The following is an 11,654-nucleotide window of genomic DNA, read 5'->3' as shown; positions in this document are numbered from 1 at the left end:
TTCATTTTTTTGAATATTTAGGTTGTGCGACGTGGATTTGTCGGGAGCTTCAAACCTCTTCGTTAACAGCCATCCATAATCCATAAAGGTTGGCCAGCAAATAGCCTTCTTCACACGGGTTAACTTCCAGTGCAAATTCCTTCAACAACACCTGATGCAATTGCACAACGGCTTGCCAGTGGCTGGATTGCGCCAGTTCTGCCAGCAATTCGTTATCCAGCGGCTCTATTTCTTCACCGCGGCGACTGCGCATCAGTGCGCTCGCCATATGTGTCATCGCCATCATTCCTTGCTCGCTGCGCACCGGTAGATGACACTCTGTTTCCAGTACGTTGACGACCTGCATCATGCCTTTGCAGATGTCCTTATCAATAACGCCTGCATCGCAAAGCAGGTTGAGTCTGGTTTCCATTTCAGATGCCTTTCGTTTAATAACTGGGTTCCTGTTCCCCACTGACCACTCGTTGTTGATGGGCAAGCAGGGCCTGTTTATCAACAACTGCACGCAGCAATTGTTGCATCGGGTAATCATCGACTCGCGTCAAAACCACGGCTTCGGTGGCCTGTAAAAATCGCGGATCGTCTGTGAGCGGCGTCGCTTCTAATCCCAGCATGGTCAGTTCGTTTTCCGCCACCACGTTCCAGATCACCGCATCGACATCGCCTTTAACAATGCGTTGTAAACTCTCGTGATAAGAGAGATCGACACGTTCCACATCACTATCGCCAAAAAAGACATCGGTCATGATTTTCTGATCCGCCGAACGGTTATCCAGCCCCACGCGCTTCACGTTTGCGGACTCGCCTTTACGGCAAATCAACTGGTGCTCGCCAACGTAGGTGTGCGGCCCCAACTCCAGCGCGAGGCATAAGCCTTTTTGCGTGAGATAACTTTCCGCCGCCAGTCGGGAAACAACCGCCATGTCATACACGCCGTTAAGTAAACACTCCACGCGAATATCCGCGCCGCGCATATGCGCATAGTAAAAAGGAATACCATCAAACTGAGCTTTCAATCCGCTCGCCAGGCCTTCGTACAAACGGGTATAGGGCAAGGGCATCGCGCACACCACATTGTTGATATCTACATGAGTCAGCAATGCTTTGTTATCCATCTCGACCAGATAACTGCCATTGCGCCCACGGCGTTCAATCCGTATCGCTCCGCTTGATTCCAGCGTTTTCAACGCGGCCTGCGTCAGGCCAACCGATGAACGGCATTCAGTTGCCAGCTCATCTATGGTTTTCAGTCGATTACCGCACTTTTCACCCAACAAATAACGGGCCAGTGTCGTGATAACGACGCCTTCTTTTTTGATAAACGTTCGACGCATAATATATTTTCAATAAAATGAATGTTTATATCTTCATTAAAATGAAGATAAGTGGCAACTGTGAGATGTGGAAACGGCGAGGTGCTTCACATTTTTTCGGATTATTGCAAATGAGGATAAAAAAACCGGGTTTCCCCGGTTTTTGGCATTAATGTTAAATTACGGCTTCGCCACAAAACCAATCGCTTCGTACACCGCTTTCAGCGTACGAGAAGCGTGTGCACTGGCTTTTTCCGCGCCGTCTTTCATCACCTGTTGCAGGAAGGCTTCATCGTTGCGGAAACGGTGATAACGTTCCTGCAATTCAGTCAGCATACCGGAAACGGCATCAGCCACTTCGCCTTTGAGATGACCATACATCTTGCCTTCGAACTGTTTTTCCAGTTCCGGGATGCTCTGGCCCGTTACCGCAGAAAGGATATCCAGCAGGTTGGAAACGCCCGCTTTGTTCTGCACATCGTAGCGAACTACCGGCGGCTCGTCGGAGTCAGTGACCGCACGTTTGATTTTCTTCACTACCGATTTCGGATCTTCCAGCAGGCCGATAACGTTATTGCGGTTATCGTCAGACTTGGACATCTTTTTGGTCGGCTCCAGCAGCGACATTACGCGCGCGCCAGATTTCGGAATAAACGGCTCCGGCACTTTAAAGATCTCGCCATACAGCGCGTTGAAACGCTGGGCGATATCGCGGCTCAGTTCCAGGTGCTGTTTCTGGTCTTCACCCACCGGTACCAGATTAGTTTGATACAGCAGGATGTCCGCAGCCATCAGCACCGGATAGTCAAACAGACCAGCATTGATGTTCTCGGCATAACGCGCAGATTTATCTTTAAACTGCGTCATGCGGCTCAGTTCGCCGAAGTAGGTATAGCAGTTCAGTGCCCAGCCTAACTGCGCATGTTCCGGCACGTGGGACTGAACAAAAATGGTGCTTTTCTCAGGATCGATACCACAAGCCAGATACAAGGCCAGCGTATCCAGCGTCGCTTTACGCAGCTTCTGTGCATCCTGGCGCACGGTGATCGCGTGTTGGTCAACGATACAGTAAATGCAATGGTAGTCATCCTGCATGTTTACCCACTGACGCAGCGCACCCATGTAGTTACCAATGGTCAATTCACCTGAGGGCTGTGCGCCACTAAAAACGATGGGCTTAGTCATTTTTCGATTCCTGATTTTCGCTATGCGGAAGCCCTAATGCGGGCAGAAGGTCATTTATAGACTGATAAATTACATCAGGCTGGCTGAGATCGATAGCCTCGCCGTAGTTATATCCGTAGGTTAAGCCAACTGATGGGCAACCTGCCGCTTTTGCTGCCTGAATATCATTGCGTGAGTCGCCAACAAACAGCATCTGTTGTGGAGCAATTCCCATCCGCTCAGCCACCAGTAACAGCGGGTCCGGATGCGGTTTTTTGTTTTGCACATCATCACCACCAATTACCACGCTGAAGTATTTGGCGATATCTAAGGCTTCGAGCAGCGGCGCGACGAACGGCGTCGGTTTGTTGGTGACCAGACCTAGCGGCAGGCCTTTAGCCTGCAATGCGCCCAGCGTATCGGCAACGTGCGGGAACAAAAACGTCCCCTCTTCGGCAACCTCGCCATAGTAGCGATCGAACAGTTTACGCAGAATACGTACTTGTTCTTCTGCCGGAATGTCGTCATCAACGGGCGGTTTACCCATTGTTTTACGCAGAGTCGCACGTTCCTGACGCGCCCAGGTCAATGCGCGCTCCATCAGAACATCTGCGCCGTTACCAATCCAGGTTATAACGCGTTCTTCACCTGCGACGGGCAACTCCAGCGCATACAGCGCCATATCTACTGCGGTAGCCAAGCCAGGAGCACTGTCCACCAGCGTACCGTCGAGATCAAAAGCGACGCCGCGAATATCTTCAAACTTATTCATGACTTACCTTTGCCAGTTCACTGCGCATTTCATCAATGACTTTTTTGTAGTCTGGCTGGTCGAAGATTGCCGAACCGGCGACGAACATATCCGCGCCCGCCGCAGCGATTTCGCCAATGTTGTTCACCTTCACGCCACCGTCCACTTCCAGTCGAATGTCAAAGCCAGACTCGTCGATACGACGACGTACTTCGCGCAGTTTATCCAGTGTTTGAGGAATGAAAGACTGACCGCCGAAACCAGGATTAACGGACATCAGCAGGATCACATCCAGCTTATCCATCACGTAATCCAGATAGCTCAGCGGTGTCGCCGGGTTAAATACCAGCCCCGCTTTACAGCCATTTTCTTTAATCAGTTGCAGCGTGCGGTCAACATGCTCGGAGGCTTCTGGATGAAAGGTAATGATGCTGGCACCAGCGGCAGCGAAATCAGGCACAATGCGATCGACGGGTTTCACCATCAGATGCACGTCGATAGGGGCGGTAATGCCGTAGTTACGCAAGGATTTCAGCACCATTGGCCCAATCGTCAGATTGGGAACATAGTGGTTATCCATGACGTCAAAATGCACGACATCAGCGCCAGCTGCCAGGGCTTTTGCGGTATCTTCACCCAGGCGGGCAAAATCAGCCGACAGAATTGAGGGGGCAATCAAATACTGTTTCATCCGCTTCTCCTTGAGAATTATTTTTTCGCGGGTGAAACGACTCCTGGTTTGTACAAAGCCAGCAGTTCGTCCACCTTTTTACGTGTGCCGCCGTTGCTGCTTATACTGCGTCGAACTTTGACGACATGCAATTTTGCGCGCTGATACCACTCACGCGTTAACATCGTATCGTGATTGGAGATCAGCACAGGAATATGGCGATCAACCAGACCTTCGGCGATCTCCGCCAGATGCGCTTGTTGTTCAAGCGTAAAACTGTTTGTGTGATACGCCGTAAAGTTGGCGGTCGCAGACAGCGGTGCATAAGGCGGATCGCAATAGACGACGGATGCATCATCTGCGCGTGCCATGCTATCGGCGTAAGACTCACAATAGAAAAAGGCATTCTGCGCTTTTTCAGCGAAGTGATACAACTCTGCTTCCGGGAAATAGGGTTTTTTGTAGCGGCCAAACGGCACGTTAAACTCACCGCGCAGATTGTAACGACACAGGCCGTTGTAACCGTAGCGGTTCAAATATAAAAACAGTACCGCCCGACGGAACGGATCCTGGCTTTTGTTGAACTCTTCGCGGAACTGATAGTAAACCTCGGCGCAATTTGTTTCGGGAACAAACAGCTCGCGTGCGGCCTGTACGTACTCATCAGTACGCATTTTCACAATGTTATAGAGACTGATCAGGTCGCTATTGATATCGGCAAGGATATAACGAGAAAAGTCGGTGTTGAGAAACACCGACCCGGCACCTACAAAAGGCTCAACCAGACATTCGCCCTTGGGCAAATGCCGTTTAATATCATCAAGCAGGGGATACTTGCCCCCTGCCCACTTCAAAAAAGCGCGATTTTTCTTCATGCTGACTAACTAATTACACCTTCTCCGGCTGTGGAGAAAGCTCCGACAGCATCCAGCGCTTCAGGCAACTCCCGCGATGATAAACCATTGCGGGAGATAACCTTGATTACTTCAGATCGGCCTGTACCTGACGCAGCGGTTTCGCCCACGGGTTTTTGGCCTGGACATCGGCTGGCAATGTAGATACCGCTTTTTTCGCCTCTTCTTTCGAAGCGTACACGCCAGAAACCAGGACATACCACGGCTGACCATTACGCGTCGTTTCATAGACAACGTAGTTTTTCAGATTCTCTTTCTTCGCCCAACCGTTCAGGTTGTCGTAGTTAGAGGAACTGCTCAGCTGCAGAGTGTAATGGCTGGACGGTGCCGATTTCAACGAACCCACATTACCTGCGGTCTTCCCTCCAGCGGCTGGTGTTGCCGTGGTTTGCGCCGGGGATGCCGTCTGTACTGGAGCCGTAGTTGCGGTCTCTTTTGGTGCTGGCGTAGAGGTCGCAGCCGGTGCCTTCGTGCTTGCCACAGGAGCAGCTGGTTCAGTACGCTTCGGCGTCTGTGCTACCGGCTTCGGCTCCGTTTTCACGGTTGCTTGCGGTTTTTTCGGTTCAATCACCGCCTGCTGGCGAGCTGGACGCGTAGTGGCCGGACGTTCAGCGGTTTGCGTTTTCGCCGTGTCACGCGATGCATTGCCATTGCGAACAGGCGCGACCGTCGCGGGTTCAGTCGGCAACGTGGAATTGACCGCCACATTATTCAACTGTTGCTGATTTTGTGGCTGGGTCAGCGCATTGTTCAGGTCACCCTGCACTTCAACACGTTGTTGACCATCCGTTGCCGCCGGGGTTTGCCCTTGAGTCGGCGTAGAAGAGATCGGCGGCAGAGAAACATCCTGCTGAGTATTTTCCGCAGACGTGGTTCCCGGCGCTGGCTGCACACCATTCGCCTGATCGGTCGCATTGCCTGCAAGATCAATACTCTTCTCGCCAGACGCGGTTTGATCGCTGGAAGAGGTCGAGGGGGCTTTTAGCGCAGAACCGATACCGATGATCAACAGTAGGAGAACCAGAATGCCGACCCCCATCATCATATACTGACGAGAAGCGGGTTTACTGGCTGCTTTTTTGCGCTTACGCGGACGACGCTCTACGCGCTCTTCATCCACGATTTCATCTTCGGATTCGTCAATTTCTTCTTCGATTTCCGGCTCATCATTGCGCTCTTTTTGCGCACGAGTCGGACGGCGATCGTCAGTGTCATCAAGTTCAATATCATCAAAATTGATCTGCGGTTCGCCACGTTCAGTACGCTCAGAACGTTCAGAAGATTGACGAGAACGACCAGTACGACGATCGCTGGGATCGGGTTTCAGCTCGTCTTCTGGTTTGAATTCATCCATTTAACACCCCACTAAAAGGTTAATGCTTACCACGTTGCAATTAACCTGAAGCTAATAGACCGCTTGATAAGCGGCCTGACCTTTCTTGTTGTTACGCTGATTGACAATCGGCAATGGCGTTAAGAACAAGCTCGTGCGAAACGCCGCTGCGAACTTCACTCTTACCAATTGCCAACGGAAGAATTAAGCGCATCTCTCCCGCAAGGACTTTCTTGTCACGCAGCATATGCGGTAAATACGCCTGCGCAGACATTTCGCGCGGCCCATTGACCGGTAACCCAGCCCGCGTGAGCAGGGTTATAATACGCTGCGTTTCGGCAGAACTAAACTGCCCGAGACGTTCCGACGTCCGCGCCGCCATCACCATACCCGCAGCAACCGCTTCACCGTGTAACCAATTGCCATACCCCATTTCAGCTTCAATGGCATGACCAAAGGTGTGTCCCAGATTCAGTAAAGCACGTAACCCGGTTTCGCGCTCGTCGGCGGCGACAACTTCTGCCTTCAGTTCACAACAACGGCGAATACAGTACGCCATTGCCGGACCGTCCAGACGCAACAACGCATCCAGATTCTCTTCCAGCCAGTTAAAAAACGCACCGTCAAGAATAATGCCGTATTTGATGACTTCTGCCAGCCCCGACGCTAACTCACGCGGGGGAAGCGTTTTCAGACAGTCGAGATCCACCACCACTGAAGCAGGCTGGTAGAACGCGCCAATCATGTTTTTACCGAGGGGATGGTTGACCGCAGTTTTGCCGCCAACGGAGGAATCGACCTGCGACAGTAACGTCGTCGGGACTTGAATGAAACGTACACCGCGCTGATAACTCGCCGCCGCAAAGCCGGTCAGATCGCCCACTACGCCGCCGCCAAGCGCCACCAGCGTAGTATCGCGACCATGCGGCTTTTGTAACAACGCCGTAAAGACGGTATCGAGTACAGCCAGGCTTTTATACTGCTCGCCGTCAGGGAGGATAACGCTATCGACGTTAACACCCGCCTGTTCAAGTACGCCGCGGACCTTATCGAGATACAGAGGAGCCAGGGTTTCGTTGGTAACCAACATGACCTGCTCGCCCGATTTCAGCGGTAAGAATGAAGCTGGTTCATTAAACAAACCAGATGCGATGGTAATTGGGTAACTACGTTCCCCGAGAGTAACGACAATCCTCTCCATAACGCGACATCCACCTTAATTACTGTACCCGCAGACGAGTGTATATAAAGCCAGAATTAGTTGCTTTCCAGCATGTGAATAATCTGGTTTGCGACCACTTTAGCGCTTTGATCATCAGTACGAATGGTCACGTCGGCAATCTCTTCATACAGCGGATTGCGTTCATTGGCCAACGCTTCCAGAACTTCACGCGGCGGTGTTTCAACGTGCAGCAACGGGCGTTTTTTATCACGCTGCGTGCGTGCAAGTTGCTTTTCGATGGTCGTTTCAAGATAAACGACAACGCCACGTGCGGAAAGACGGTTACGCGTTTCGCGGGATTTCACAGAGCCGCCGCCAGTAGCCAGCACAATACCCTGTTTCTCGGTCAACTCATTGATGACCTTTTCTTCGCGATCGCGGAAGCCTTCTTCACCTTCTAAATCGAAAACCCAGCCCACATCAGCTCCGGTTCGTTTCTCAATCTCTTGATCGGAATCGTAAAATTCCATATTGAGTTGTTGAGCTAACTGGCGCCCAATAGTGCTTTTTCCGGCACCCATAGGCCCAACCAGAAAGATATTGCGTTTCTCTGCCATTTTTTCGGTACTACTAAGACTATTCGTTAATGATAAACCCGCTTCGCTCAGAGAGCGCCGCAGGACATGAACTGAAACCTCATAAGATATTGCGAGAGTCAGACTGAAAATTATCTCAATACTCCAGCGGGTTTGGCAACTGAATAAATCACCCATCCCTCTGCATATCTGGTCGCTGCAAGCGCGCTGCCTTGCTACCACCGCTCTGGCGATAAATCACCGGGTAAGATTAGCGTAAAAAAGACAGCAAAATGCCGCCTGAATGATAAATCATCATCATGGAACGCAGGCAGCGAAGAGCACCAACTCTCAAATCGGTACTCCTTGTATGCTAAATACCTGCGCGCGTCAAATAGATGAAACACGTTCAGCGTAAAAACATTACCGCTTTTACGGCTGTTTACTCACTGGAAACCAGTCGTGGCGTGATAAACACCACTAACTCGCGTCGTTCATCTTCTTTTCCGTCATGACGAAATAATTGCCCGAACCAGGGAATGTCGCCAAGCAACGGTACGCTATCCTGACCCGATTTATTTTTACGGGTAAAAATGCCGCCCAGCGCCAACGTTTCTCCGCTTTTGACCTCGACCTGCGTTTCGATCTCTTGCTTATCAATCGCCAGCACTTCGCCATCTGCCTGCTGTAGCACCTGCCCCGGAACGTTCTGGCTGATGTGTAATTTCAGCCGGATGCGACCTTTTTGTAACACCGTGGGCGTGACCTCCATCCCCAGGACTGCCTCTTTAAATTCCACCGACGTCGCGCCACTTTCCCCGCTGGAAACCTGATATGGAATTTCGCTCCCCTGTTTAATGCTGGCAGGCTGAAGATGTGAGGCCAGCAGACGCGGACTGGCGATAATATCCAGCTGCTGTTTTTGTTCGAGCGCGGAAAGCTCAAGATCCAGTAAACGTCCGTTGATGCGTCCAATGTTAAAACCGACATGCGTTGTCGCCGTCGCTACGGAGAGGTCGCTGCCAAGCGTGGTGACTTGCCCAACGCCACCAGCTTGTTGCGCATCGGCCAGCGTCCATTTCACGCCTAACTCACGCAAACTTTTTTCATTAATGGTGACAATATGCGCCGACAGCTCAACCTGCCCGACCGGCAGATCCATTTGCGCTACCCACTGTTCAAGGGCGCTTAACGCCGTTTTGTTATCTCGCAGCAAAAGGCGATTGGTGCGTTTATCGACGGTCATACTCCCTTTGGCACTCAGTAGCTTCTCCCCCGCTTTCGCCAGCTCTCCGGCGTCGGCGTATTGCAGAGTAATATTGCGATTTTCCAGCGGCAGATTTGCCTGCGCCCGCGTCTGCTCCGCCTCCTGGCGGGCGATATTGTCATTCTGCCAGGCAACGGAATGCACCGAGAGAATATTGCCTTCCTGCCGCGTTATCAGTCCGGCGCTTTTCACTACAGTTTGTAGTGCCTGCTTCCAGGGAACATCTGTTAGATGTAACGACACCGTACCGCTGACGTCTGGCGACACCACCAGGTTCAACTTCTCCTGTTCAGCCAGCGCCTGCAACACCTGAGCTACCGGAACGTCATCCACCATCAGCGTCACTTTTTGCGGCTTTGCCGCCTGTACGCCGGGTATCAGCATCAACAGTAGTGCGGCTATCCATTGCTTCATTTGTATCTCCTTGCCGTTGCCACAACCATTGTGGCGGTTCGCAGTTTGTTCCGGTTCCCAGCGTTAGTGCGTCTGGCGTCAGCTGTAAAATTGTCCAGCCGTTTTCCAGCACATCGTTTTGCTGCACCCGTCGCCATTTCTTTTGCCCGTCTTTTATTACACCGATGATGCGCTCGCCTCGCCCTACTATCCCCTGATAGCGCCACTGGCTAAGTTCGCTAATCCGGCATAGATCTTCCGGCGGTTTAAAAGGGTCACGCATACCGGTTAAAAGGCACAATGCAATACCTGCCAACAACCAGCGTTTACCCCTCATGCGGCGTCTCCAGTTGTAGCGTGAACAAAAGATCATCACCTTCCACGCTTAACGAAAAACGGCTCACGCTGACGTTGCGCTCTGCCAGCCGTGTAAATGCCGACGGCACTGCTTCCCACAGCGTTTTCAACGCCAACTCACCTCCCTGCGCGGATGGATGCCAGGAAACCAGTTGCGCGCCGGGCAACTGAAAATCCAGTGGCGAAAAGGGCAGCGTTTTTTCTTCGCTGAAGGAAGTGGTGTCTACCAGGCGATACAGTGCGGCCCACTGCTGGTGATGACTCGCCCGTAGTCGAATTAATGCGTCGCTCTCTTCCTGGTGTGTCGATGACAGAAAAATGAGCGTAACTAACATCATCAACCAGAATGCCCAGCAAAGCTGGCGGAGGCGGGGTGATGCGGCGAACCACCAGTCAAAGAGCATGTCCATCGCTAACCTTCCTTGTTAACTGATACTCAAATTGCCAGCGTCCCTGCGCATCCTGCTGCGTGGCCCCCCGCTGATTGAGATGAAAAGATGCATCCTGGCGGAGTGACGTTTCCAGCGCGTTTAACGCGGTAATGCTTGTTGTCAGCCCCTTGATCTCCAGCGTTCCCTGCTGCCAGCTTATCGTTGTCAGCCAGGCGTGCTCGGGTAAAAGCGCCGCCAGTGCTTCCAGCGCAGATTGCCAGTCGCGGGTAAATTGTCGCTGGCGCTGCCTTTGCAAACGCTGTTCGCGTAACTGCTGTTGCTCCAGCAAACGTGGTTTCGTTATCTGTAAGCTGCGAGCGAGTTGTTGTTCCGCCTGAAGCAAAACGGCGTTTACGCGTGCTTCGGCGTTGCTTGTCAGACGCAGTATTAGCGTAATCCCGACGGCCAGCAGCAGAGGCGCAACGAACATCAGCAACCAGAAACGCAGAAAAGCAGTCCGGCGTTGCTGTCGCCAGGGCAAAAAATTAATTGGCGGGTTCATCAGTTCGCCTTCCCTAGCGCCAGCCCCAGCGCGATGGCAAAGTCTCCACCTGGCGGCGGTAGCGGCGGCTGACGAACAGAAACGGCCTCCCAGGGATCAAATCCGCCTTCGCCACATAGCGCGACGCTTTCGGGATCAACGGATAACGCTGCCGCCAGCTCCTTCGCGCTAGTCATCCCCACCGCCAGTTTGCGCCCCCAGCGATAGCGCGTCGCCCACAGCCACTGTTCGTTATCACGCCAGGCCAGACATTGCTGATGAGAAGGTAAAAAAGGCAGGAATCGCTGTAATGCACTGGCATCCGGGGTGATCGCGCTAACATGAACACGCAACCTTTCTGCCAGAGTAAGCAGCGTTGCCAGCTCTTTGCTTTGCGCGGCAGTCACGTTATAGGCGGGACTGAGTGAGTCTTCGCTGTAATCGAAGCGCAGGGAGTCCGGATCCATATCCAGTTCACGGGCCATCGTCCCGGACAGCCAGGCCGTTTGCTCCCGCTCACCAAGGGACATCGACGGGCGCGGAAATGACCGCTGTAATGTGCGACTGGCGGGAAACGCCAACATAATGTGATGACGCTGCGGCAGTTCGCGGCTCCACGGTAACAACGTGTTAGCCAGCCGCTGCGCATCAACAATCCGCCCATCTTTGATAATGTCATTCTCCAGCGGCAACCGCCACCAGCGTTGCAAAAAGCATTCTTTTGCGCCCCGCACGATCGCAACCGCTACCGCTTCTTGCTGTTGTAAATGCAAACCAATTTGCCAGATCTTAAATGCCATTGTGATGATCTCCTTATCACCCGTCACTCTGACGGGTATATCA

At 52.4% G+C, this 11,654-nt stretch carries 14 protein-coding genes; all 14 read right to left on the bottom strand.

Features of this window, described 5'->3' with window-relative positions; translation table 11 throughout:
- Positions 1–49: 49 nt before the first annotated feature.
- Positions 50–412, bottom strand: coding sequence for a hypothetical protein (locus ACJHYW_RS10850; RefSeq protein WP_001361654.1), 363 nt, complete (start codon positions 410–412; stop codon positions 50–52).
- A 16-nt stretch (positions 413–428) separates the two neighbouring features.
- Positions 429–1,334 (bottom strand): GntR family transcriptional regulator YhfZ, encoded by a 906-nt coding sequence (yhfZ, locus tag ACJHYW_RS10845; RefSeq protein ID WP_001254832.1) that lies wholly within the window; start codon positions 1,332–1,334, stop codon positions 429–431.
- Between the two features lie 159 nt (positions 1,335–1,493).
- Positions 1,494–2,498 (bottom strand): tryptophan--tRNA ligase, encoded by a 1,005-nt coding sequence (gene trpS, locus ACJHYW_RS10840; protein ID WP_000165552.1) that lies wholly within the window; start codon positions 2,496–2,498, stop codon positions 1,494–1,496.
- On the bottom strand, positions 2,491–3,249 hold the full coding sequence (gene gph / locus ACJHYW_RS10835) for a phosphoglycolate phosphatase (protein WP_001031735.1): 759 nt from the start codon (positions 3,247–3,249) through the stop codon (positions 2,491–2,493). Before gph ends, trpS begins: the two co-directional genes overlap by 8 nt.
- On the bottom strand, positions 3,242–3,919 hold the full coding sequence (rpe, locus tag ACJHYW_RS10830) for a ribulose-phosphate 3-epimerase (protein ID WP_000816280.1): 678 nt from the start codon (positions 3,917–3,919) through the stop codon (positions 3,242–3,244). Before rpe ends, gph begins: the two co-directional genes overlap by 8 nt.
- A 17-nt stretch (positions 3,920–3,936) precedes the next feature.
- Positions 3,937–4,773 (bottom strand): adenine-specific DNA-methyltransferase, encoded by an 837-nt coding sequence (dam, locus tag ACJHYW_RS10825; RefSeq protein ID WP_000742141.1) that lies wholly within the window; start codon positions 4,771–4,773, stop codon positions 3,937–3,939.
- Between the two features lie 106 nt (positions 4,774–4,879).
- Positions 4,880–6,166: a cell division protein DamX gene (gene damX, locus ACJHYW_RS10820; RefSeq protein WP_000343177.1), complete on the bottom strand. Its 1,287-nt coding sequence runs from the start codon at positions 6,164–6,166 to the stop codon at positions 4,880–4,882.
- A gap of 91 nt (positions 6,167–6,257) precedes the next feature.
- Positions 6,258–7,346, bottom strand: coding sequence for a 3-dehydroquinate synthase (aroB, locus tag ACJHYW_RS10815; RefSeq protein ID WP_000439850.1), 1,089 nt, complete (start codon positions 7,344–7,346; stop codon positions 6,258–6,260).
- 56 nt (positions 7,347–7,402) lie between these two features.
- Positions 7,403–7,924: a shikimate kinase AroK gene (gene aroK / locus ACJHYW_RS10810; RefSeq protein ID WP_000818618.1), complete on the bottom strand. Its 522-nt coding sequence runs from the start codon at positions 7,922–7,924 to the stop codon at positions 7,403–7,405.
- Between the two features lie 400 nt (positions 7,925–8,324).
- Entirely contained in the window at positions 8,325–9,563 is a 1,239-nt protein-coding gene (gene hofQ / locus ACJHYW_RS10805) for a DNA uptake porin HofQ (RefSeq protein WP_000816003.1), read from the bottom strand.
- Complete coding sequence (hofP, locus tag ACJHYW_RS10800) at positions 9,475–9,879, bottom strand: DNA utilization protein HofP (protein ID WP_001361657.1); 405 nt, start codon at positions 9,877–9,879, stop codon at positions 9,475–9,477. Before hofP ends, hofQ begins: the two co-directional genes overlap by 89 nt.
- A complete protein-coding gene (gene hofO / locus ACJHYW_RS10795) occupies positions 9,869–10,309 on the bottom strand; it encodes a DNA utilization protein HofO (RefSeq protein ID WP_000367363.1) in 441 nt (146 codons plus the stop codon). The genes hofP and hofO overlap by 11 nt, the downstream gene beginning before the upstream one ends.
- Positions 10,293–10,832, bottom strand: a complete 540-nt coding sequence (gene hofN, locus ACJHYW_RS10790; protein WP_001069327.1) for a DNA utilization protein HofN — start codon at positions 10,830–10,832, stop codon at positions 10,293–10,295. The genes hofO and hofN overlap by 17 nt, the downstream gene beginning before the upstream one ends.
- Entirely contained in the window at positions 10,832–11,611 is a 780-nt protein-coding gene (gene hofM / locus ACJHYW_RS10785; protein WP_000874542.1) for a DNA utilization protein HofM, read from the bottom strand. The genes hofN and hofM overlap by 1 nt, the downstream gene beginning before the upstream one ends.
- Positions 11,612–11,654 lie beyond the last annotated feature (43 nt).

Origin of the sequence: Escherichia sp. WS3063 (assembly GCF_046486595.1) — a bacterium.
In the GTDB taxonomy this organism is placed as follows: domain Bacteria; phylum Pseudomonadota; class Gammaproteobacteria; order Enterobacterales; family Enterobacteriaceae; genus Escherichia; species Escherichia coli.
Note: the sequence above shows the minus strand (reverse complement) of the source record. Positions and strands in the feature narration are given on the sequence as shown.